This window comes from Streptomyces sp. NPDC006193, from assembly GCF_040613915.1.
Taxonomy (GTDB): domain Bacteria; phylum Actinomycetota; class Actinomycetes; order Streptomycetales; family Streptomycetaceae; genus Streptomyces.
Window position 1 is genome coordinate 68,670 of sequence record NZ_JBEXTB010000029.1, and the last position, 20,930, is coordinate 89,599.

The window sequence follows — 20,930 nt, forward strand, 5'->3', positions numbered from 1 at the left end:
TGACACCGGCCACCGGGGATCAGGGCGGCGCGACGGCGGGGCGCGGGGCCCCGGGCCGGGCCCGGCTCCGGCGCGCGCCGGACGACACTTGGCCGGACAGCCGGGCGAGCGCCCGGAACGGGAGCGTGACCACCGTGGCGACGGCCCCGCCGGTCTGCCGCAGCCCGTCCGCGACGGCACGGGACACGAGACCGTCATCCCGTCCGGTCCGGTCCCGGTGACGGGACGGAAGCCGGGCACCTCGCCGGCGTGTCCGGAAGCCGCGCGATGCGCGGGACAGGGCGCGGCCGCCGCCGCCTCACCCCGGCGCGGACACGCTCCAGGTGAAGCGCGGCGCCCTGCGCTCCAGGAACGCCCCGACCCCTTCGGCGGTGTCGCCGCTGCCGCGCGCCTGCTCCGCCCAGTGGGCGTCCCGGTCCGTGCGGCCGTTCGCGAACTCCTTGGCCGCGGCCTGGGTCAGCTGGGAGCGGGACACCAGCACCCGGGTCAGTCCGGCGACCCGCGCCTCCAGTTCGCCCGCCGGCAGCACCTCGTCCACGAGCCCGGTGCGCAGCGCTCGCCCCGCGTCGATCAACTCGGCGGTGAACAGCAGGTACTTGGCCGTGGCCGGGCCGACCAGGGACACCAGCCGCCGGGTCGAGGAGGCCGGATAGACGATGCCGAGCCTCGCCGGCGTCACCCCGAACAGCGCACCCTCCTCCGCCAGCCGCAGATCGCAGGCCGCCGCGAGCTGCGCCCCGCCGCCCACGCAGTGTCCGCGCACCGCGGCGAGCGTCGGCTTCGGGAACGCCGCCAGGGCCTCCTCGGCCGCCACCGCCAGTCGCTGCGCCTCCTGCGGCGAGTCCCGGAGCGTGGAGATGTCCGCGCCCGCGCAGAAGGTGCCGCCCTCGCCGGTCAGCACCAGCGCCCGGACGCCCGGGTCGTGCGCCCACGCCTCCAGCAGCGGGGGGAGGGCCCGCCACATCGCCGCCGTCATGGCGTTCCGCTTGGCGGGATGACGGATCACCACGGTGGCGACGGAGTCGGTGACCTGGTGGGACAGCTGGGGCTCCATGCGGCGGATCGTAGTCGAGGGCCTTCCCGGCCCGGCTCGCGCCCGGCTCCCGCCCGGCTCTGCGGGCGGCCACCGGCGACGGGCACGCCCTATCGTCGGACTAGTTCGCGAACCGCCGCGCGGGGGACAGGAACAGTCCCGCCCGTGACGGTGTCATACGCACTCGGTCAGGATCGTTCGATACCCGCCAACTTGTGTTCAGGACTGCGGACAGGAGCGATTCGTTACCAACACTCGACGTGTGGTGACAATCGAGTGCGAGGGTGGCGACCGGACGATGGAGAACCACGGGCGCGGGGACGGCCCGCGCCCAGCGGGCGGCGGCGGACGGCCGCCGGGCCCACTGCCGTACGAGGGCGTCTGGCGGTTCACCGCGGCCGCGGTGGACGCCTCGGTCCCGCAGGCCCGGCACGCGGTACGGGACCTGCTGCTGCGCCAGGGCGTGCCGGTCTCCGACGACCTGGAGCACGGCCTGCTGCTGATCGTCTCCGAACTGGTCACCAACGCGGTCCGGCACGCGGCGCTGCTGTCGCCCGTGCTCGCCGTGGAGGTCGCCGTCGGAGCCGAGTGGGTGCGGGTGTCCGTGGAGGACAACCACCCCTACCGCCCGACCGCCCTGGAGGCCGACCACGGCCAGACCGGCGGCCGGGGACTGCTCCTGGTGCGCGAAGTGGCCCGGGAGGCGGGCGGCGTGGTCGACATGGAGCACACCGCGAGCGGCGGCAAGGTGATCTGGGCCGCCCTGCCGCTCAAGCCCGCGGCCTGCTCCTGAGGCGCCTACCAGCCGGCCGAGGGGCCCGTCAGCTCCCTGATCGCCGGACGGGCCGCGTCCAGCACGGTCATGAACCAGGCCGAGAACGGCTCCCGGGCGTGCCGCTCGGCCAGCTCGGCCGCCGTCACGAAGACGGTCTCGGCGACCTCCTCCCGGTCCGGGGCGGGCGGCGCCTGGACCAGGCCGACGAAGAGATGGTTGTACTCCTGCTCCACCAGTCCCGAGGCGGGGTCCGGGTGGTTGTACCGGACCGTGCCGGCCTCCGCGAGCAGCGACGGCGACACGCCCAGCTCCTCGGAGGTGCGCCGGGCCGCCGCCGCGAACGGCGCCTCGCCGGGGTAGGGGTGGCCGCAGCAGGTGTTGGACCACACGCCGGGGGAGTGGTACTTGCCGAGCGCCCGCTGCTGCAGCAGCAACCGGCCCCGCTCGTCGAAGAGGAACACCGAGAACGCCCGGTGCAGCAGTCCCGGCGGCTGATGGGCGGCCAGCTTCTCCGCCGTGCCGACCGTCACACCCTTCTCGTCGACCAGTTCCAGCAAAATCGCCTCTGCGGTGCCCTCCGACGAGCTGTGCGTCGCGGTGGCAGGTGTGATCGGCATACCCATCCTTCGCCTCGGTCTTCGCCCCCAAGTCTGCCGTACGAATCCGGCACTCCCGGCACTTCCGCACCTCCGCATGTCCGCACCCGGCGCGGACCCGCGGCCCGGACCGGGCCGCCGCTGCGCCCGCGGCCCGCCGCAGCGCGCCACCGGCGGACGCGCGACGGGAGCACGCCCGGTCAGTGGCACAGCCGGGCTTCGTGCTCCGCGTGCCCGCCCGGCTCCAGCTGGAAGGTGCAGTGCTCCACGTCGAAGTGGTCGCCCAGGCAGCCCTGGAGCTCGTGCAGCATCTTCTCGTGGCCCAGCGCGTTCAGCACCTCGGAGCTGACCACCACGTGCGCCGACAGCACCGGCATGCCCGAGGTGATCGTCCAGGCGTGCAGGTCGTGGACGTCCTCCACGCCGTCCAGTGCCAGGATGTGCGCCCGGACCTCCGCCATGTCGACGCCCTTGGGCGCCGCCTCCAGCAGGACGTCCAGCGTCTCGCGCAGCAGCCCGACCGTCCGCGGCACGATCATCAGCCCGATGACGAGGGAGGCGACCGGGTCCGCGGCCTGCCAGCCGGTGCCCACGACCACCGCCGCCGAGACCAGCACCGCCACCGAGCCGAGGGCGTCCGCGGCGACCTCCAGGAAGGCGCCCCGCACATTCAGGCTCTCCTTGCGCCCGCGCATCAGCAGCACGAGCGAGACGGAGTTCGCGAGCAGGCCGACCAGGCCGAACACGGCCATCAGACCGCCCCGGGTCGGTGCGGGCTCCACGAACCGCTCGACCGCCTCGTACAGCACGTAGCCGCCGACGCCGAGCAGCAGCAGGCAGTTGGCCAGGGCGGCGAGGATCTCCGCGCGGGCGTAGCCGAAGGTGCGGTTCGCGCTCGGCGGGCGGCCGGCGAAGTGGACGGCGAGCAGCGCCATCCCGAGGCCCACCGCGTCGGTCGCCATGTGCGCCGCGTCCGCGATCAGCGCGAGCGAGTCCGCGACCAGGCCGCCGGCGACCTCGACCACCGTCACGGTGAGCGTGATGCCCAGCGCGATCCGCAGCCGGCCCCGGTACGCGGCCGTGGCCGTACCGCTGGCCGGCGCATGCGCATGCGCGTGCGCGTGCCCGTGGTCGTGCCCTGCCCCCATGACCACCGCCTCCCGAGTGCCGTCAGGGGCCAGTCAACTACGGCCCGGGGGTGTCCGGCAACGCGGCACTGAACACCGTTGTCATCTTCCTGACCTGCGGAAACGTTCCGGGGAACATGCCGGGGCGGGCGGCGCCGGCTCACCGGCCGGACCGGCTCCCCGCCGGGACCGGTTCACCCGCCGTGGTGCAGTTGCCAGCCCGCCCACGCCGACTCGACCATCTCCCGCACCCCGCGCCGGGCCCGCCAGCCCAGCGTCCGGGCGGCCCGCTCGGCCGAGGCCACGGCCCGCGGCGCGTCGCCCGGGCGGCGCCCCTCGACCACGGGCGGCCGGCGGTCCCCGGTGACCTCCCCGACGACCGTGATCAGCTCGCGCACCGACACGCCCTCGCCCCGGCCGATGTTCAGCGTCAGATCCCCCGTGACGCCGCCGTCGGCGAGCCGCCGCGCCGCCGCCAGGTGGGCCTCCGCGAGATCGGCGACGTGGATGTAGTCCCGGACGCAGGTGCCGTCCGGCGTCGGATAGTCGTCACCGAAGATCCGCGGCGCCTCGCCGCGCGTCAGCCGGTCGAAGACCATCGGCACGATGTTGAACACCCCCGTGTCCGCGAGCTCCGGGGCCGCCGCGCCCGCCACGTTGAAGTAGCGCAGGCACACCGTGGAGATGCCGTGCGCCCGGCCCGCCGCCCGCACCAGCCACTCCCCGGCCAGCTTGGTCTCGCCGTACGGGTTCACCGGCGCGCACGGGGTGTCCTCGGTGATCAGGTCCACGTCCGGACTGCCGTACACCGCGGCCGACGAGGAGAAGAGCAGCCGGCCGACACCCGCCTCGGCGGCCGCGTCCAGCAGCGTGGCCAGGCCCCCCACGTTCTCCCGGTAGTAGTGGGTGGGCTGGGCCACCGACTCCGCGACCTGCTTGCGCGCCGCGAGATGGACGACGCCCGTCACGCCGTGCTCCGCGAAGACCCGCTTGAGCAGGGCCCCGTCCAGCGTCGAGCCCCGCACGAGCGGCACCTCGGCCGGGAGGCGGGCGGGGACGGCCGCCGACAGGTCGTCCAGCGCCACGACGCTCTCCCCGGCGCCCGCCATGGCCCGCGCCACATGGGCCCCGATGTATCCGGCTCCGCCGGTGATCAGCCACGTCATGGTCGTCCACCCTATGCCGGTCCGCCGCATGTCCCGGATGCCCGGGTCTGCCGCACGGGTTTGTGGGCCGGGCCCCGCATCCCCGATGATGATCGCGGCAAAGAGCCGGGGCGGGCCCCGGGGGCGGGGCCGTGAACGGCCGGTGAACACGGGCTCCGGCCCATCCGATAGCCTCTGCCGACATGCCGCCCGGGCGCCGCAGGCAGGGGCGCCCCACCACGCAGTAGACCGGCGCGCGTGCGCCGCCCCAGGGAGTGAGTTCGGTTGTCGACCGCCATCGTCACCGGTCAGCCGGTCCCCGGATCGTCACTCGAGAACGATCTGCGGTCGCTCGGCTTCGACGTGCGCGTGGCCGCGGACGCCGCCGAGGCGGAGACCCTGCTCGCCGCCGTGCCCGGCGACCGGCGCGTGGCCCTCGTCGACTCCCGGTTCGTGGGCCACCCGCACGCGCTGCGGCTAGCCCTGACCGACCCGCGCTTCCCGCTCGCCGCCGTCCCCGGCGCCGTCACCGCCCAGCCGGCCGCCCGGCAGGCCCTCACCCGGGCCGTGGCCCGCGAGACCTCCGCGCACGGCGCCACCGCCGGTGAGCCCCCGGCCGGGTCCGCCCCGGGCGGCGCCCCCGTGCTCGCCGCGGACTGCCTCGCCGACCGCATCGCGGCCGCCCTCGACGCCGACGGCGGCGCGGTGCACCGCCCGGAGCTGGGCAGCCTGGTCGCCGTCGTGCCCGCCGACCCGCAGGCGCGCAACGAGGCCCGGCAGGCCGTCGCCGCCGTGGACGACGAGGCCGTACGCCTGAAGTCGGCCGTGAAGTCCCGCGACGGTTTCTTCACCACGTTCTTCATCAGCCCCTACTCGCGCTACCTCGCCCGCTGGTGCGCCCGCCGCGGCCTGACCCCGAACCAGGTCACCACCGCCTCGCTGCTCACCGCGCTGATCGCGGCCGGCTGCGCGGCCACCGGCACGCGCGGCGGCTTCGTCGCGGCCGGCGTGCTGCTCCTCGCGTCCTTCGTGCTGGACTGCACCGACGGCCAGCTCGCCCGCTACGCCCTGAAGTACTCCACGCTGGGCGCCTGGCTGGACGCCACCTTCGACCGGGCCAAGGAGTACGCCTACTACGCCGGCCTCGCCCTCGGCGCGGCCCGCGGCGGCGACGACGTGTGGGCGCTCGCGCTCGGCGCGATGATCCTGCAGACGTGCCGGCACGTGGTCGACTTCTCCTTCAACGAGGCCAACCACGACGCCACCGCCAACACCAGCCCCACCGCCGCCCTGTCCGACCGGCTGGACAGCGTCGGCTGGACGGTCTGGGTGCGCCGCATGATCGTGCTGCCGATCGGTGAGCGCTGGGCGATGATCGCCGTCCTCACCGCGGTCACCACCCCCCGGATCACCTTCTGCGTCCTGCTCGCCGGCTGCGCGTTCGCGGCGGCGTACACCACGGCGGGCCGCGTGCTGCGCTCGGTGACCCGCACGGCGCGGCGCACCGACCGGGCCGCGCAGGCGCTCGCCGACCTCACCGACTCCGGCCCGCTCAGCGAGGCCGTGCGGCGCGTGGCCGGGAAGGGCCTGCCCGGACTCGCCGTGCCCGCCGTCGCCCTGCTCGGCGGCGCCGCGGTCGTCGCCTGCTCGGCCCTGACCGGGTTCGGCGGCCCGCTGCCGGTGGCCGGCGCCCTGCTGTACGCCGTCACCTCCGCGCTCGCCGTGGCCCGCCCCCTCAAGGGCGCCCTCGACTGGCTCGTCCCGCCCGTCTTCCGGGCCGCCGAGTACGGCACCGTGCTCGCCCTGGCCGGCACGGCGGGCGTGGACGGGGCGCTTCCCGCGGCGTTCGGCCTGGTGGCCGCCGTCGCCTACCATCACTACGACACGGTGTACCGCATCCGCGGCAGCGCCGGAGCGCCCCCGGCCTGGCTGGTGCGCGCCACCGGGGGGCACGAAGGGCGGACACTTCTCGTCACCGTCCTGGCCGCGGTACTCACCGCCTCACAGTTCAAGGTCGCGCTCACGGTCCTCGCCGTGGCCGTCGCCCTGCTGGTGCTCGCCGAGAGCATCCGCTTCTGGGTGTCCGCCGGGGCGCCCGCCGTACACGATGAAGGAGAACCCGCATGATCGGCCTTGTGCTGGCGGCCGGCGCCGGACGGCGTCTTCGCCCCTACACCGACACTCTGCCCAAGGCTCTGGTGCCTGTGGGGCCGGAGGAGGGGCCGGACGCCGTCACCGTCCTGGATCTGACCCTGCGGAACTTCGCCGAGGTGGGTCTGACCGAGGCGGCGGTCATCGTCGGTTACCGCAAGGAGGCCGTGTACGAGCGCCGGGAGGCGCTGGAGCGCAAGTACGGGCTGAAGCTGACCCTGATCGACAACGACAAGGCGGAGGAGTGGAACAACGCCTACTCGCTGTGGTGCGGCCGGGACGCTCTGAAGGAGGGTGTGATCCTCGCCAACGGGGACACGGTGCACCCGGTGTCGGTGGAGAAGACGCTGCTGGCCGCGCGTGGTGAGGGCAGGCGGATCATCCTCGCGCTGGACACGGTGAAGTCTTTGGCGGACGAGGAGATGAAGGTCGTCGTGGACCCCGGGAGGGGGGTGCGGCGGATCACGAAGCTGATGGATCCGGCGGAGGCGACGGGTGAGTACATCGGTGTGACGCTGATCGAGGGGGAGGCCGCGGGTGAGCTGGCCGACGCGCTGAGGGCGACGTTCGAGCGGGATCCGCAGCTGTACTACGAGGACGGTTACCAGGAGCTGGTGGACCGCGGGTTCCGGATCGACGTGGCGCCGATCGGCGATGTGCCGTGGGTGGAGATCGACAACCACGACGACCTCGCGCGGGGCCGGGAGATCGCATGCCAGTACTGACCCGGCTGATCCCCTCGCCGGTGGTCGTGGACATCCGTCCGGGCGCGCTGGACGATCTGGCGGGGGTCCTCGCCGACGAGCGCATCTCGCACTCCGGGCGGCTGGCGGTCGCGGTCAGCGGTGGTTCCGGTGCGCGGCTGCGGGAGCGGATCGCGCCGTCGCTGCCCGGTGCGACCTGGTACGAGGTCGGCGGCGGCACCCTGGACGACGCCGTCCGGCTGGCCGACGAGATGAAGTCCGGCAAGTACGACGCGGTCGTCGGCCTCGGCGGCGGCAAGGTCATCGACTGCGCCAAGTTCGCCGCGGCCCGGGTCGGCCTGCCGCTCGTCGCCGTCGCCACCAACCTCGCGCACGACGGCCTCTGCTCGCCGGTCGCGACCCTCGACAACGACGCGGGCCGCGGCTCCTACGGCGTGCCGAACCCGATCGCCGTGGTGATCGACCTCAACGTGATCCGCGAGGCGCCCGTCCGCTTCGTGCGCTCCGGCATCGGCGACGTCATCTCCAACATCTCCGCGGTCGCGGACTGGGAGCTGGCGGGCCGCGTCAACGGCGAGAAGATCGACGGACTCGCCGCGGCCATGGCCCGCCAGGCCGGCGAGGCCGTGCTCCGCCACCCCGGCGGGGTCGGCGACGACGCCTTCCTCCAGGTCCTCGCCGAGGCGCTGGTCCTCACCGGGATCTCCATGTCGGTGTCGGGCGACTCCCGCCCGTCCTCCGGCGCCTGCCACGAGATCAACCACGCCTTCGACCTGCTCTACCCGAAGCGGGCCGCCGCCCACGGCGAGCAGTGCGGGCTCGGCGCCGCGTTCGCGATGTACCTGCGCGGCGCGCACGAGGAGTCGGCGCACATGGCCGAGGTGCTGCGCCGGCACGGGCTTCCGGTGCTGCCGGAGGAGATCGGTTTCACCCTGGACGAGTTCGTCCGCGCCGTGGAGTTCGCTCCCGAGACCCGGCCCGGCCGGTACACGATCCTCGAGCACCTCGACCTCAAGACGAACCAGATCAAGGACATCTACGCCGACTATGTCAAGGCCATCGGTAGCTGAACTCCGTCCGGTCGTGCACCCCGCCGGGGTGAAGGACCGGCGCAGCGGTGAGCACTGGGCGGGACGCCTCTACATGCGCGAGGTGTCCCTGCGCGTCGACCGCTTCCTGGTGAACACCAAGGTCACGCCCAACCAGCTCACGTACCTGATGACCGTCTGCGGGGCGCTCGCGGCCCCGGCCCTGCTGGTGCCGGGGATCGCGGGCGCCGTGCTCGGCGTGGTCGCCACCCAGCTGTACCTGCTGCTGGACTGCGTCGACGGCGAGATCGCCCGCTGGAAGCAGCAGTACTCGCTCAGCGGGGTCTACCTGGACCGCGTCGGCGCCTACCTGACCGACGCGGCCGTCCTGGTGGGCCTCGGCCTGCGCGCCGCCGACCTGTGGGGCAGCGGCCGCATCGACTGGCTGTGGGCCTTCCTCGGCACCCTCGCCGCCCTGGGCGCCATCCTGATCAAGGCCGAGACGGACCTGGTCGGCGTCGCCCGCCACCAGGCGGGCAAGCCCCCGGTGCAGGAGGCCGCGTCCGAGCCCCGGTCCTCCGGCATGGCGCTGGCCCGCCGGGCCGCCGCGGCCCTGAAGTTCCACCGGCTGATCCTCGGCATCGAGGCCTCGCTGCTCATCCTGGTCCTCGCCGTCGCGGACCAGGCGCGCGGCGACCTGTTCTTCACCCGCCTCGGCACCGCCGTCCTCGCCGGCATCGCCCTGCTGCAGACGCTGCTGCACCTGGTGTCCATCCTCGTCTCCAGCAGGCTGCGGTGAGCGGCATGAAGGTCGGCGCCGTCATCATCACCATGGGCAACCGCCCCGAGGAGCTGCGGGCGCTCCTCGACTCCGTCGCCAAGCAGGAGGGCGACCCCGTCGAGGTGGTCGTCGTCGGCAACGGCTCACCGGTCCCGGACGTGCCGGACGGCGTGCGGACGGTCGAACTGCCCGAGAACCTCGGCATCCCCGGCGGGCGCAACGCCGGCATCGAGGCCTTCGGGCCCAGCGGCCGCGACGTCGACGTGCTGCTGTTCCTCGACGACGACGGCCTGCTCGCCCGGCACGACACCGCACAGCTGTGCCGTGAGGCCTTCGCCGCCGATCCGAAGCTCGGCATCATCAGCTTCCGCATCGCCGACCCCGACACCGGCGCGACCCAGCGCCGGCACGTGCCGCGGCTGCGGGCGTCCGACCCGATGCGCTCCTCCCGGGTCACCACCTTCCTCGGCGGCGCCAACGCCGTGCGCACCCAGGTGTTCGCCGAGGTCGGCGGGCTGCCGGACGCGTTCTTCTACGCCCACGAGGAGACCGACCTGGCATGGCGGGCCCTCGACGCGGGCTGGATGATCGACTACCGGGCCGACATGGTGCTGTACCACCCGACGACCGCGCCCTCGCGGCACGCGGTGTACCACCGCATGGTCGCCCGCAACCGCGTCTGGCTCGCCCGCCGCAACCTGCCCGCCCTCCTGGTCCCCGTCTACCTCGGGGTCTGGATGCTGCTCACCCTGCTGCGCCGCCCCTCGCGGCCGGCGCTCAAGGCGTGGTTCGGCGGCTTCCGGGAGGGCTGGACCACGCCCTGCGGTCCCCGCCGCCCCATGCGCTGGCGTACGGTGTGGCGGCTGACCCGGCTGGGCCGTCCGCCGATCATCTGACAAGCTCGTCCTGAGGGCCCGTGCGCCCGGGGACGGACGCACCGGACGACGAACCCGAACGCGAAACCGAACGCGAAACCGAAGACGAAAGTATTCACCTGTGAGTGAGACCACGCACGACGGCACGGTCGCGGTGACCGCGGCCGCGTCGCCCGACGAGGGACTGACGGCGGCCGAGCTCGCCGCCAAGTACGGGCTCTCCGTGAGCGGCGCCCGGCCCTCGCTCGTGGAGTACGTCCGTCAGCTGTGGGGGCGCCGCCACTTCATCCTGGCCTTCTCCCAGGCGAAGCTGACGGCGCAGTACAGCCAGGCCAAGCTCGGCCAGCTCTGGCAGGTGGCCACACCGCTGCTGAACGCGGCCGTGTACTTCCTCGTCTTCGGGCTGATCCTGCACGCCAGCCGCGGCATGTCCCAGGACGTCTACATCCCGTTCCTGGTGACCGGCGTGTTCGTGTTCACCTTCACGCAGAGCTCGGTGATGTCGGGCGTCCGCGCCATCTCCGGCAACCTGGGCCTGGTGCGCGCCCTGCACTTCCCGCGCGCCGCGCTGCCGGTGTCCTTCTCGCTGCAGCAGCTCCAGCAGCTGCTGTTCTCGATGATCGTGCTGTTCGCCGTGGCGATCGGCTTCGGCAGCTACCCGGACCTGTCCTGGCTGCTGATCGTCCCCGTCCTCGGCCTGCAGTTCCTCTTCAACACCGGTCTCGCGCTGATCATGGCCCGTGCGGGCGCCAAGACCCCGGACCTGGCCCAGCTGATGCCGTTCGTGATGCGCACCTGGATGTACGCGTCCGGTGTGATGTTCTCCATCCCGATCATGCTGGAGGACAAGCCGCAGTGGATCGCGACGGTCCTGCAGTGGAACCCGGCCGCCGTCTACATGGACCTGATGCGCTTCGCCCTGATCGACGGCTACGGCGCCGGGAACCTGCCCGACCACGTCTGGGCCGTGGCGGGCGGCTGGGCCGTGCTCTTCGCCCTGGGCGGCTTCGTGTACTTCTGGAAGGCGGAGGAGCGGTACGGCCGTGGCTGAGCAGAACACCGGCGAGCGTCGTCCCACGGTCATCGCGGACGACCTGCACATCGTCTACCGCGTCAACGGCGCCAAGACCGGCAAGGGCAGCGCGACCGCGGCCCTGAGCCGGATCCTCCGGCGCGGCGAGGAGCGCGGGGTGCGCACGGTGCACGCCGTGCGCGGCGTCTCCTTCGTCGCCTACCGGGGCGAGGCCATCGGCCTGATCGGCTCCAACGGCTCCGGCAAGTCCACGCTGCTGCGTGCCATCGCCGGCCTGCTGCCCGCCGAGAAGGGCAAGGTCTACACCGACGGCCAGCCGTCCCTGCTGGGCGTCAACGCGGCGCTGATGAACGACCTCACGGGGGAGCGGAACGTCATCCTCGGCGGTCTGGCGATGGGCATGTCCCGCGAGCAGATCAAGGAGCGCTACCAGGACATCGTCGACTTCTCGGGCATCAACGAGAAGGGCGACTTCATCACCCTGCCGATGCGCACGTACTCCTCCGGCATGGCCGCCCGGCTGCGCTTCTCCATCGCCGCCGCCAAGGACCACGACGTGCTCATGATCGACGAGGCGCTGGCCACCGGCGACCGCAAGTTCCAGAAGCGCTCGGAGGAGCGCATCCGGGAGCTGCGCAAGGAGGCCGGAACGGTCTTCCTGGTCAGCCACAACAACAAGTCCATCCGCGACACCTGCAACCGCGTGCTGTGGCTGGAGCGCGGCGAGCTGCGCATGGACGGACCCACCGACGAGGTCCTGAAGGAGTACGAGAAGTTCACGGGCAAGTGACCCGTTTCGGCCAGGGCCCCGCCGGAAACCGCCCGGCCGGGGCCCGCCGTCTGCAAAGGAAGCGTCAACTCCGGCCGCACGTAGGAATCTTGGGGCCGATCGGTGTGTTCTTGTGATGCGCAGGACACCCCTGGGGTCCCTACCGCGTTGTACAACGTAAGCTGTACCGGCGCCGGAAACCGGCAAGTGGGGCGATATTGCGCGACACCCTTCGCCAGGGCGTCGCGCGCGCGACCGGGCGGCGTGTCCGAAATAGTGTGTATTGGGTCGGCAGTGTAGAACGGGAGATGTGACGGCAATGGCTACGGAGACTCCCCTGCTCGACGCAGCATGTGCCGTCCCCGCCCCGGGCAGCGCCCGATGACGGCGACCGAGCCGGCGCCGGACCTGGAACGGGCCACGCTGGGCAAGGCCGCGAGCGAGAACTTCCCCGTGGCCCCCTTCTTCCTGCCCCGGGCGTGGCGCGACGACCTGACGGCCGTCTACGGCTTCGCCCGCCTCGTGGACGACATCGGCGACGGCGACCTCGCCCCCGGCGGCGCCGACGCCCGCGCGCTCGGGGTGCCGGCCGCCGACGCCGCCGACCGGCTCGTCCTGCTGGACGCCTTCGAGGCGGACCTGCGCCGCGTCTTCGACGGCACGCCGCGCCACCCGCTGCTGCGCCGCCTGCAGCCCACCGTCCGCCGGCGCGCCCTCACCCCCGAACCGTTCCTCGCGCTGATCGCCGCCAACCGCCAGGACCAGCTCGTCACCCGGTACGAGACCTACGAGGACCTCCTCGCCTACTGCGAACTGTCCGCCAACCCCGTCGGCCGCCTCGTGCTCGCCGTCACCGGCACCGCGAGCCCCGAACGGATCCGGCTGTCCGACGCCGTCTGCACCGCCCTGCAGATCGTGGAACACCTCCAGGACGTCGCCGAGGACCTTCGCCGCGACCGCGTCTACCTGCCCGCCGAGGACATGGAACGCTTCCACGTGCAGGAGGCCGACCTCGCCGCGGCCACCGCGAGCGCGTCGGTGCGCGCCCTGATCGCCCACGAAGCACGACGCGCGCGCGATCTGCTGAATGAAGGCGCCCCCCTGGTGGGTAGCGTCCACGGCAGGCTGAAGCTGCTGCTCGCAGGGTTCGTGGCGGGGGGAAGGGCGGCGATCCGGGCGATCGCCGCCGCCGAGTACGACGTACTTCCCGGCCCGCCCCGGCCCGGCACGGTCCAGTTGCTGCGCGAGGCGGGCGTGATCCTGCGAGGAGAGGGGTGATCCGGACCGTGGATTTCCCGCCGCACGTGTCCGCACCGGTACTCGCCGCCTACAGCTACTGCGAGGCCGTCACCGGGCAGCAGGCCCGGAACTTCGCGTACGGCATCCGGCTGCTGCCGACCGCCAAGCGCCGCGCCATGTCGGCGCTGTACGCGTTCTCCCGCCGGGTGGACGACATCGGCGACGGCGACCTTCCCGGTGACACCAAGCTCGCCCGCCTGGAGGACACCCGGGCGCTGCTCGCCCGGATCCGCGCGGGCGACGTCGAGGAGGACGACACCGATCCGGTGGCCGTCGCCCTCACCCATGCCGCCCGGGCCTTCCCGATCCCCCTCGGCGGCCTGGACGAGCTGATCGACGGCGTCCAGATGGACGTGCGCGGCCGGACCTACGAGACGTGGGACGACCTGAAGGCGTACTGCCGGTGCGTCGCCGGCGCCATCGGCCGCCTCTCGCTCGGCGTGTTCGGCACCGAGCCCGGGGCGCGCGGCGCCGAGCGCGCGCCCGAGTACGCCGACACGCTCGGGCTCGCGCTGCAGCTCACCAACATCCTCAGGGACGTCCGCGAGGACGCGGCGGGCGGCCGCACCTATCTGCCCGCCGACGACCTCGCCAAGTTCGGCTGCTCGGCCGGCTTCCACGGGCCGACGCCACCGGAGGGCTCCGACTTCGCGGGCCTCGTGCACTACGAAGTGCGGCGGGCCCGCGCCCTCTTCGCCGAGGGCTACCGGCTGCTGCCCCTGCTCGACCGGCGCAGCGGCGCCTGCGTGGCCGCGATGGCCGGCATCTACCGCAGGCTCCTGGACCGCATCGAACGCGACCCGGAGGCCGTGCTGCGCGGCCGGGTCTCGCTGCCCGGCCACGAGAAGGCCTACGTCGCCGTGCGCGGCCTGTCCGGACTCGACACCCGGCACGTGAGCCGCCATGTCTCCCGGCGCTCCGTCAGGAGGCGCGGCTGATGCCCTTCACCCGGCCGCACCGCACGCGGCAGGCAACCCTCCGCCGCGGCGTGGCGTCCCTGACTGCGACGACCGGGCGTGCACCGTTCGACCAGCACGCCCGGCACGCACGGAAGGACGCACGATGAGTGACGGCTCACGCCTCGCGCGGGAGCACACCGGCACCCCGCGGACGGACGGCCGCAGCGCGGTCGTGGTCGGCGGCGGACTCGCCGGCACCACCGCGGCGCTCGCCCTCGCCGACGCGGGCGTCCGGGTCACCCTGCTGGAGGGCCGGCCCCGGCTGGGCGGCCTCGCCTTCTCCTTCCGGCGCGGCGAACTGACCGTCGACAACGGCCAGCACGTGTACCTGCGCTGCTGCACCGCCTACCGCTGGTTCCTCGACCGGATCGGGGGCGCGGCGCTCGCCCCGCTGCAGGACCGCCTGGACGTACCCGTCGTGGACGCCGCCAAGCCCGAGGGCCGGCGGCTCGGCAGGCTGCGGCGCGACCCGCTGCCCGTCCCCCTCCACCTGGGGCGCAGCCTGGCCGCCTATCCGCACCTCTCGCTCGCCGAACGCGCCGCGGTCGGACGGGCCGCGCTCGCGCTGAAGGGGCTCGACCCGAGCGACCCGGACCTGGACGCGCAGGACTTCGGCAGCTGGCTGGCCGCGCACGGCCAGTCCGCGCGCGCCGTCGAGGCCCTGTGGGACCTGGTCGGCGTCGCCACCCTCAACGCGGTCGCGGGCGACGCCTCGCTGGGGCTCGCCGCGATGGTGTTCAGGACCGGCCTGCTGTCCGACCCGGGCGCGGCCGACATCGGCTGGGCCCGCGTCCCGCTGGGCGAACTGCACGACCGGCTGGCCCGCAGGGCGCTCGACTCCGCGGGCGTCCGCACCGAGGTCCGTGCCCGCGTCACCTCCGTGCGCCGCGACGCAAGCGGCGTCTGGAGCGTCGACGTCCCCGGCGGGACGCACCACGCCGACGCGGTCGTCCTCGCCGTGCCCCAGCGCGAGGCCCACGCCCTGCTGCCGCCCGGCGCCCTCGACGCGCCCGGACGGCTGCTGAGGATCGGCGCCGCGCCGATCCTCAACGTCCACGTCGTCTACGACCGCAAAGTGCTGGCGACGCCCTTCCTCGCCGCCCTCGGCACCCCCGTGCAGTGGGTCTTCGACCGCACCGACGCCTCGGGGCTGCGCACCGGCCAGTACCTCGCGCTGTCGCAGTCGGCCGCGCAGGACGAGATCGACACCCCGGTCGCCGAGCTCCGCGCCCGTTACCTGCCCGAACTGCAGCGGCTGCTCCCGGGTGCGCGCGCGGCCGAGGTGAGGGACTTCTTCGTGACCCGGGAGCGCACGGCGACGTTCGCCCCCACCCCCGGCGTCGGGCGGCTGCGGCCCGGCGCCCGCACCAAGGCCCCCGGCCTGTACCTGGCCGGAGCGTGGACCGCCACCGGGTGGCCCGCGACCATGGAGAGTGCGGTTCGCAGCGGAGTGAGCGCGGCCGACGCCGCCCTCAGCGCCCTGGGCCGGCCCCGCCCCCGCCACCTCTTCGACGTCGAGGAGGCGGCCTGATGCCCGATCAGCCCGCGGCAGGCCCCCGCACCCCCGGTACCGCAACAAGAGGAGAGACTGTGCCCACTGTGCCCCCGGCCTCGACGCCCGCTCCACGGGCCGCGGTGGACGTGACCGCGCTGCTGGAGCGCGGCCGGACCCTGGCCGCACCGGTCCTGCGGGCGGCCGTCGACCGCCTGGCGGCTCCGATGGACACCGTCGCCGCCTACCACTTCGGCTGGATCGACGCCGCCGGCAACCCGGCCGACGGCGACGGCGGCAAGGCCGTCCGCCCCGCGCTCGCCGTCCTCTCCGCCGAGGTCACCGGCGCCGCACCCGAGGTGGGCGTCCCGGGCGCGGTCGCCGTCGAACTCGTGCACAACTTCTCGCTGCTGCACGACGACCTGATGGACGGCGACGAGCAGCGCCGGCACCGCGACACCGTCTGGAAGGTGCACGGCCCCGCCCAGGCCATCCTGGTCGGCGACGCCCTGTTCGCCCTCGCGAACGAGGTCCTGCTGGAGCTGGGCACGGTCGAGGCCGGCCGCGCCGCGCGCCGCCTCACCACCGCCACCCGCGCCCTGATCGACGGCCAGGCCCAGGACATCTCCTACGAGCACCGCGACCGCGTGACCGTCGAGGAGTGCCTGGAGATGGAGGGCAACAAGACCGGCGCCCTGCTCGCCGCCTCCTGCTCCGTCGGCGCCGTCCTCGGCGGCGCCGACGACACCACCGCCGACACCCTGGAGAGGTACGGCTACCACCTCGGCCTCGCCTTCCAGGCCGTGGACGACCTGCTCGGCATCTGGGGCGACCCGGAGGCCACCGGCAAGCAGACCTGGAGCGACCTGCGCCAGCGCAAGAAGTCCCTGCCGGTCGTGGCCGCCCTCGCGGCCGGCGGCCCCGCGTCGGAGCAGCTCGGCGAGATCCTCGCCGCCGACGCCAAGAGCAGCGACTTCCAGAACTTCTCCGAGGAGGAGTTCGCGGCCCGCGCCGCCCTCATCGAGGAGGCCGGAGGCCGCGAGTGGACGGCCCGGGAAGCACGCCGCCAGCACACCGTCGCCCTCGAAGCCCTCGACGCCGTCGACATGCCCGACCGGGTGCGGGCCGCCTTCACGGCGCTCGCCGACTTCGTCGTCGTGCGCAAGAGATGATCCCGGTCGGCTCGATGAGCCTCGCTTAGTCGCCGGCCGGTGCCGCAGCGTTCACGGCACCGGCCGACGGCGGACCCACAGCAGCACGACTCGCACGACTGCACGAAGGGGAAGCCATGACAGCGACGACCGACGGAAGCACCGGGGCGACCTTGCCGTCCCGCGCTGCCGCGGCCAGCGACACCACGCTCACCACCACCCCCGAGGCGGCCGGGGTACGGGAAGCCGCCGCACTGGCCGCACGGCGCGCCGCCGACTTCCTGCTCTCCCGGCAGGACGCGCAGGGCTGGTGGAAGGGCGACCTGGAGACCAACGTCACCATGGACGCGGAGGACCTGCTGCTCCGTCAGTTCCTCGACATCCTGGACGAGGACACCACGCAGGCCGCCGCGAAGTTCGTCCGCGGCGAGCAGCGCCAGGACGGAACCTGGGCCACCTTCTACGGCGGCCCCGGTGAACTGTCCACCACCATCGAGGCGTACGTCGCCCTCCGCCTGGCCGGCGACGCGCCCGACGCCCCGCACATGGCGAAGGCGTCCGCCTGGGTCCGCGAGCACGGCGGCATCGCCGCCTCCCGGGTGTTCACCCGGATCTGGCTCGCCCTGTTCGGCTGGTGGAAGTGGGAGGACCTGCCCGAACTGCCGCCCGAGCTGATCTGGTTCCCCACCTGGATGCCGCTCAACATCTACGACTTCGGCTGCTGGGCCCGGCAGACCATCGTGCCGCTCACCATCGTCTCGGCCAAGCGCCCGGTGCGCCCCGCCCCCTTCCCGCTGGACGAGCTGCACACCGACCCGGCGAACCCCAACCCGCCCACCTCCCTCGCCCCGCTGGCCAGCTGGGACGGAGCCTTCCAGCGGATGGACAAGGCGCTGCACCGGCTGCGCAAGGTCGCCCCGCGCCGGCTGCGCAGAGCCGCGATGAATGCGGCGGCCCGCTGGATCATCGAACGCCAGGAGAACGACGGCTGCTGGGGCGGCATCCAGCCCCCGGCCGTGTACTCGATCATCGCCCTGTACCTGCTCGGGTACGACCTGAAGCACCCGGTGATGCGCGAGGGACTCGCCTCGCTGGACCGCTTCGCCGTGTGGCGCGAGGACGGCGCCCGGATGATCGAGGCCTGCCAGTCCCCGGTGTGGGACACCTGCCTGGCCACCATCGCCCTCGTCGACGCGGGACTGCCCTCCGACCATCCGCAACTGGTCAAGGCGGCCGACTGGATGCTCGGCGAGGAGATCGTCCGGCCCGGCGACTGGGCCGTCAAGCGTCCCCAACTGCCGCCCGGCGGCTGGGCGTTCGAGTTCCACAACGACAACTACCCGGACATCGACGACACCGCTGAGGTCGCCCTCGCGCTGCGCCGGGTCCGGCACCACGACCCGGAGCGCATCGACCGGGCGATCGGCCGGGCCGTCCGCTGGAACCTGGGCATGCAGTCGAAGAACGGCGCCTGGGGGGCGTTCGACGCCGACAACACCAGCCCGTTCCCCAACCGGCTGCCGTTCTGCGACTTCGGCGAGGTCATCGACCCGCCCTCCGCGGACGTCACCGCGCACGTCGTGGAGATGCTCGCCGCCGAGGGCCTCTCCCACGACCCGCGCACCCGGCGCGGCATCGCCTGGCTGCTGGCCGAACAGGAGCCGAACGGCTCGTGGTTCGGCCGCTGGGGCGTCAACTACCTCTACGGCACCGGGTCGGTGGTCCCCGCGCTCACCGCGGCCGGACTGCCCGCCTCCCACCCGGCGATCCGGCGGGCCGTCGCCTGGCTGGAGAGCGTCCAGAACGACGACGGCGGCTGGGGCGAGGACCTGCGCTCCTACAAGTACGCCGAGGAGTGGAGCGGCCGGGGCGCCTCCACCGCGTCGCAGACCGCGTGGGCGCTGATGGCGCTGCTCGCGGCGGGGGAGAGGGACTCCAGGGCCGTCGAACGCGGCGTCCGGTGGCTGGCCGGCGCCCAGCGGGAGGACGGCACCTGGGACGAGCCGTACTTCACCGGCACCGGCTTCCCCTGGGACTTCTCCATCAACTACCACCTGTACCGGCAGGTGTTCCCGCTCACCGCGCTCGGCCGGTACCTGCACGGCGACCCCTTCGAGCGGAACCTGTTCGTCAAGACGCCCAGACTCGCCCCGCAGGCCAAGGGGAACTGACATGGGCACCCAGCCCGTCCCGGCCCCGCTGCTGGTCGCCTGCGCGCTCGGCATCGAGCGGCTCGCCCTGCGCACCGGCGACCGGAGCGGGGCCGGCGGGCCGGTCGCCTTCCTCCGCACGGGCATGGGCCCCCGCGCCGCGGAACGCTCCGTCACCCGGAGCCTCGCCACCGGGGCGCTGGCCGGCGCATCCGTCCTGGCCACCGGCTTCTGCGCCGGGCTCGCCCCCGGCATGCACCCCGGCGACCTGGTCGTCGCCGAGGAGACCAGGGACCCGCGCGGGACCGTCCCGTGCGTGGGCACCGGACTGCTGGTCCGGGAACTCACGCGCCTGCTGCCCGGGCGCACGGTCCACACCGGAGCGCTGACCGGCTCCGACCATGTCGTCCGCGGCTGCGAGCGGTCCGGCCTGCGCGCCACCGGCGCGATCGCGGTCGACATGGAGTCGGCGGCCACGCTCCTCGGCGCCGTCCGCACGGGCGCGCGCCCGGTCGCGGCCGTCCGGGTGGTCGTGGACGCCCCCGAACACGAACTCGTCCGGATCGGCACGGTACGCGGCGGCATATCGGCCTTCCGTGTGCTTCGTTCGCTTCTTCCCGCATTTTTCGAATGGCACCGTTACTCGCTGCTCCCCCGGAGGTGAGCCAGATGGCCATGCCGTTGCGCCAGTCCATCAAGGTCGCTGCATACCTGGCCGAACAGAAGCTCCGCGGGCGGGACAAGTTCCCGCTCATCGTCGAACTGGAACCGCTCTTCGCCTGCAACCTCAAATGCGAGGGCTGCGGCAAGATCCAGCACCCGGCCGGCGTGCTCAAGCAGCGCATGCCGGTCGCCCAGGCCGTGGGCGCGGTGCTGGAGTCCGGTGCGCCGATGGTGTCGATCGCCGGCGGCGAACCACTGATGCACCCTCAGATCGACGAGATCGTCAGGCAGCTGGTGGCGAGGAGAAAGTACGTCTTCCTGTGCACCAACGCACTGCTGCTGCGCAAGAAGATCGACAAGTTCACCCCTTCCCCCTACTTCGCCTTCGCCGTGCACATCGACGGGCTGCGCGAGCGGCACGACGAGTCCGTCGCCAAGGAAGGCGTGTTCGACGAGGCCGTCGAGGCCATCAAGGAGGCCAAGCGGCGCGGCTTCCGGGTGACCACCAACTCCACCTTCTTCAACACCGACACCCCGCAGACCGTCGTCGAGGTGCTCGACTTCCTCAACGACGACCTGAAGGTGGACGAGATGATGATCTCGCCCGCCTACGCCTACGAGAAGGCCCCCGACCAGGAGCACTTCCTCGGCGTCGAGCAGACCCGGGAACTGTTCCGGAAGGCCTTCGCGGGCGGCAACCGCAGGAAGTGGCGGCTCAACCACTCGCCGCTGTTCCTGGACTTCCTGGAGGGCAAGGTCGACTTCCCGTGCACCGCGTGGGCGATCCCCAACTACTCGCTCTTCGGCTGGCAGCGCCCCTGCTACCTGATGAGCGACGGGTACGTGCCGACGTACCGGGAGCTGATCGAGAAGACCGACTGGGACAAGTACGGCCGCGGCAAGGACCCGCGCTGCGCCAACTGCATGGCGCACTGCGGCTACGAGCCGACCGCCGTCCTCGCCACCATGGGCTCCCTGAAGGAGTCCCTGCGGGCCATGCGGGAGACGGTCTCCGGGAACCGGGAGTGAGGCGATGACCGCCGTGTCCCTGGGCGTTCCCGAGGTGCCGGCCCGTCCGGTCGCGCAGCGCCGCCGGTCGCGGCGGATCCAGGTCGGCAGCGTGGCGGTCGGCGGGGACGCGCCCGTCTCGGTGCAGTCGATGACGACGACCCGCACCTCCGACGTGGGCGCCACCTTGC

21 protein-coding genes and 1 pseudogene are annotated in these 20,930 nt (G+C 73.3%); 17 read left to right on the forward strand and 5 right to left on the reverse strand.

Translation table 11 applies throughout. The features are described 5' to 3' along the window. Positions 1-19: 19 nt before the first annotated feature. Both ABZ261_RS23610 and ABZ261_RS23615 read right to left on the reverse strand, forming a co-directional pair. Positions 20-187 carry an LPFR motif small protein gene (locus ABZ261_RS23610; protein WP_356862260.1) on the reverse strand — a complete coding sequence of 56 codons (168 nt, stop codon included), beginning with the start codon at positions 185-187 and terminating at the stop codon, positions 20-22. Positions 188-298: 111 nt separating this feature from the next. Beyond that, positions 299-1,054 (reverse strand): enoyl-CoA hydratase/isomerase family protein, encoded by a 756-nt coding sequence (locus tag ABZ261_RS23615; protein ID WP_356862261.1) that lies wholly within the window; start codon positions 1,052-1,054, stop codon positions 299-301. A 277-nt stretch (positions 1,055-1,331) separates the two neighbouring features. Between ABZ261_RS23615 and ABZ261_RS23620 the strand changes: the two genes are divergently transcribed. Further along, complete coding sequence (locus ABZ261_RS23620) at positions 1,332-1,826, forward strand: ATP-binding protein (protein ID WP_356862293.1); 495 nt, start codon at positions 1,332-1,334, stop codon at positions 1,824-1,826. A 5-nt stretch (positions 1,827-1,831) separates the two neighbouring features. Here the strand turns inward: ABZ261_RS23620 and idi are convergent, their stop codons facing one another. The 3 genes from idi to galE form a co-directional block, all read right to left on the reverse strand. Next, positions 1,832-2,425, reverse strand: coding sequence for an isopentenyl-diphosphate Delta-isomerase (gene idi, locus ABZ261_RS23625; RefSeq protein ID WP_356862262.1), 594 nt, complete (start codon positions 2,423-2,425; stop codon positions 1,832-1,834). Between the two features lie 179 nt (positions 2,426-2,604). Then, positions 2,605-3,552 carry a cation diffusion facilitator family transporter gene (locus ABZ261_RS23630; RefSeq protein ID WP_356862264.1) on the reverse strand — a complete coding sequence of 316 codons (948 nt, stop codon included), beginning with the start codon at positions 3,550-3,552 and terminating at the stop codon, positions 2,605-2,607. Between the two features lie 173 nt (positions 3,553-3,725). Then, the gene (gene galE / locus ABZ261_RS23635) at positions 3,726-4,697 is read right to left on the reverse strand and encodes a UDP-glucose 4-epimerase GalE (protein ID WP_356862266.1); all 972 of its coding nucleotides are present in this window, start codon (positions 4,695-4,697) and stop codon (positions 3,726-3,728) included. Positions 4,698-4,961: 264 nt separating this feature from the next. On the opposite strand from galE, the gene ABZ261_RS23640 reads away from it, so the two are divergent. From ABZ261_RS23640 to ABZ261_RS23715, 16 genes and pseudogenes are all read left to right on the forward strand, one after another. Further along, positions 4,962-6,803, forward strand: coding sequence for a DUF5941 domain-containing protein (locus ABZ261_RS23640; protein ID WP_356862268.1), 1,842 nt, complete (start codon positions 4,962-4,964; stop codon positions 6,801-6,803). Next, positions 6,800-7,552, forward strand: a complete 753-nt coding sequence (locus ABZ261_RS23645; RefSeq protein ID WP_356862269.1) for a phosphocholine cytidylyltransferase family protein — start codon at positions 6,800-6,802, stop codon at positions 7,550-7,552. Before ABZ261_RS23640 ends, ABZ261_RS23645 begins: the two co-directional genes overlap by 4 nt. Then, positions 7,540-8,601, forward strand: a complete 1,062-nt coding sequence (locus ABZ261_RS23650) for an iron-containing alcohol dehydrogenase family protein (RefSeq protein WP_356862271.1) — start codon at positions 7,540-7,542, stop codon at positions 8,599-8,601. Before ABZ261_RS23645 ends, ABZ261_RS23650 begins: the two co-directional genes overlap by 13 nt. Further along, complete coding sequence (locus ABZ261_RS23655) at positions 8,579-9,358, forward strand: CDP-alcohol phosphatidyltransferase family protein (RefSeq protein WP_356862273.1); 780 nt, start codon at positions 8,579-8,581, stop codon at positions 9,356-9,358. The genes ABZ261_RS23650 and ABZ261_RS23655 overlap by 23 nt, the downstream gene beginning before the upstream one ends. Positions 9,359-9,363: 5 nt before the next feature. Then, entirely contained in the window at positions 9,364-10,236 is an 873-nt protein-coding gene (locus tag ABZ261_RS23660; protein ID WP_356862295.1) for a glycosyltransferase, read from the forward strand. Between the two features lie 100 nt (positions 10,237-10,336). Next, positions 10,337-11,266 carry an ABC transporter permease gene (locus ABZ261_RS23665; protein WP_356862275.1) on the forward strand — a complete coding sequence of 310 codons (930 nt, stop codon included), beginning with the start codon at positions 10,337-10,339 and terminating at the stop codon, positions 11,264-11,266. Further along, a complete protein-coding gene (locus ABZ261_RS23670) occupies positions 11,259-12,038 on the forward strand; it encodes an ABC transporter ATP-binding protein (protein ID WP_356862277.1) in 780 nt (259 codons plus the stop codon). The genes ABZ261_RS23665 and ABZ261_RS23670 overlap by 8 nt, the downstream gene beginning before the upstream one ends. Before the next feature lie 360 nt (positions 12,039-12,398). After that, on the forward strand, positions 12,399-13,295 hold the full coding sequence (gene hpnC, locus ABZ261_RS23675) for a squalene synthase HpnC (protein WP_356862279.1): 897 nt from the start codon (positions 12,399-12,401) through the stop codon (positions 13,293-13,295). Next, complete coding sequence (gene hpnD, locus ABZ261_RS23680) at positions 13,292-14,254, forward strand: presqualene diphosphate synthase HpnD (RefSeq protein WP_356862281.1); 963 nt, start codon at positions 13,292-13,294, stop codon at positions 14,252-14,254. Before hpnC ends, hpnD begins: the two co-directional genes overlap by 4 nt. Further along, positions 14,254-14,382 carry a DUF6380 family protein gene (locus tag ABZ261_RS23685; protein ID WP_356862297.1) on the forward strand — a complete coding sequence of 43 codons (129 nt, stop codon included), beginning with the start codon at positions 14,254-14,256 and terminating at the stop codon, positions 14,380-14,382. Before hpnD ends, ABZ261_RS23685 begins: the two co-directional genes overlap by 1 nt. Further along, positions 14,376-15,806, forward strand: a pseudogene (gene hpnE, locus ABZ261_RS23690) (hydroxysqualene dehydroxylase HpnE); the annotation flags it as partial. The gene ABZ261_RS23685 and the pseudogene hpnE, both read left to right, overlap by 7 nt. Next, positions 15,806-16,939 carry a polyprenyl synthetase family protein gene (locus tag ABZ261_RS23695; RefSeq protein WP_356862283.1) on the forward strand — a complete coding sequence of 378 codons (1,134 nt, stop codon included), beginning with the start codon at positions 15,806-15,808 and terminating at the stop codon, positions 16,937-16,939. The pseudogene hpnE and the gene ABZ261_RS23695, both read left to right, overlap by 1 nt. A gap of 116 nt (positions 16,940-17,055) precedes the next feature. Next, the gene (gene shc / locus ABZ261_RS23700) at positions 17,056-19,089 is read left to right on the forward strand and encodes a squalene--hopene cyclase (RefSeq protein WP_356862285.1); all 2,034 of its coding nucleotides are present in this window, start codon (positions 17,056-17,058) and stop codon (positions 19,087-19,089) included. A 1-nt stretch (position 19,090) separates the two neighbouring features. Continuing rightward, the gene (locus tag ABZ261_RS23705) at positions 19,091-19,732 is read left to right on the forward strand and encodes a 1-hydroxy-2-methyl-2-butenyl 4-diphosphate reductase (protein WP_356862287.1); all 642 of its coding nucleotides are present in this window, start codon (positions 19,091-19,093) and stop codon (positions 19,730-19,732) included. A gap of 5 nt (positions 19,733-19,737) precedes the next feature. Further along, positions 19,738-20,760, forward strand: coding sequence for an adenosyl-hopene transferase HpnH (gene hpnH, locus ABZ261_RS23710; RefSeq protein WP_356862289.1), 1,023 nt, complete (start codon positions 19,738-19,740; stop codon positions 20,758-20,760). Positions 20,761-20,764: 4 nt separating this feature from the next. Continuing rightward, a partial coding sequence (locus ABZ261_RS23715; protein ID WP_356862299.1) for a flavodoxin-dependent (E)-4-hydroxy-3-methylbut-2-enyl-diphosphate synthase occupies positions 20,765-20,930 on the forward strand: 166 nt, incomplete at its 3' end.

Bases quoted from the DNA above. Each gene is read 5' to 3' on its own strand.
- ABZ261_RS23615 (WP_356862261.1), bottom strand. From the start codon at position 1,054: ATGGAGCCCCAGCTGTCCCACCAGGTCACCGACTCCGTCGCCACCGTG.
- ABZ261_RS23620 (WP_356862293.1), top strand. From the start codon at position 1,332: ATGGAGAACCACGGGCGCGGGGACGGCCCGCGCCCAGCGGGCGGCGGC.
- idi (WP_356862262.1), bottom strand. From the start codon at position 2,425: ATGCCGATCACACCTGCCACCGCGACGCACAGCTCGTCGGAGGGCACC.
- ABZ261_RS23630 (WP_356862264.1), bottom strand. From the start codon at position 3,552: ATGGGGGCAGGGCACGACCACGGGCACGCGCACGCGCATGCGCATGCG.
- galE (WP_356862266.1), bottom strand. From the start codon at position 4,697: ATGACGTGGCTGATCACCGGCGGAGCCGGATACATCGGGGCCCATGTG.
- ABZ261_RS23645 (WP_356862269.1), top strand. From the start codon at position 6,800: ATGATCGGCCTTGTGCTGGCGGCCGGCGCCGGACGGCGTCTTCGCCCC.
- ABZ261_RS23650 (WP_356862271.1), top strand. From the start codon at position 7,540: ATGCCAGTACTGACCCGGCTGATCCCCTCGCCGGTGGTCGTGGACATC.
- ABZ261_RS23655 (WP_356862273.1), top strand. From the start codon at position 8,579: ATGTCAAGGCCATCGGTAGCTGAACTCCGTCCGGTCGTGCACCCCGCC.
- ABZ261_RS23660 (WP_356862295.1), top strand. From the start codon at position 9,364: ATGAAGGTCGGCGCCGTCATCATCACCATGGGCAACCGCCCCGAGGAG.
- hpnC (WP_356862279.1), top strand. From the start codon at position 12,399: ATGACGGCGACCGAGCCGGCGCCGGACCTGGAACGGGCCACGCTGGGC.
- ABZ261_RS23685 (WP_356862297.1), top strand. From the start codon at position 14,254: ATGCCCTTCACCCGGCCGCACCGCACGCGGCAGGCAACCCTCCGCCGC.
- ABZ261_RS23695 (WP_356862283.1), top strand. From the start codon at position 15,806: ATGCCCGATCAGCCCGCGGCAGGCCCCCGCACCCCCGGTACCGCAACA.
- shc (WP_356862285.1), top strand. From the start codon at position 17,056: ATGACAGCGACGACCGACGGAAGCACCGGGGCGACCTTGCCGTCCCGC.
- ABZ261_RS23705 (WP_356862287.1), top strand. From the start codon at position 19,091: ATGGGCACCCAGCCCGTCCCGGCCCCGCTGCTGGTCGCCTGCGCGCTC.
- hpnH (WP_356862289.1), top strand. From the start codon at position 19,738: ATGGCCATGCCGTTGCGCCAGTCCATCAAGGTCGCTGCATACCTGGCC.